This window comes from Tritonibacter sp. SIMBA_163, assembly GCF_046535935.1.
In the GTDB taxonomy this organism is placed as follows: domain Bacteria; phylum Pseudomonadota; class Alphaproteobacteria; order Rhodobacterales; family Rhodobacteraceae; genus Epibacterium; species Epibacterium scottomollicae.
This window is the reverse complement of record NZ_JAWJBP010000503.1, coordinates 1-269: the sequence shown is the minus strand read 5'-3', so window position 1 is coordinate 269 and position 269 is coordinate 1. Positions and strand designations below refer to the sequence as shown.

At 57.6% G+C, this 269-nt stretch carries 1 protein-coding gene; it reads right to left on the bottom strand.

Going from position 1 to position 269, the window contains the following annotated elements; translation table 11 throughout:
- Positions 1-269 (bottom strand): hypothetical protein (locus R0J92_RS23300; RefSeq protein WP_411053422.1); only part of this gene is annotated, 269 nt, incomplete at both ends.

Below are 269 nucleotides of genomic sequence, written 5' to 3'. Positions count from 1 at the left end.
CTCCTGCCTGATTTCAGCCGTGGCGCGTCCCTTGACGGACATGCGTGTGGCTTCCGAAGGCTGGAAGATGGGGATCCATTTCAACCCGCCCGGCTCCTCGCCTTCCTTCAGGGGAGCGATATTGCCTTCACTGTGCAGCGGATTGTTGGCCGGTCCGCTGCTCAGATCGATAAAGCTGTTATAAAGCGAATAGCCGATGAAAGCCGCAACCGCGAGCACAAGCGCTGGAATGCCGTAGCTGTAGAAAGGCGAATGGCGCTTCTTCTTGC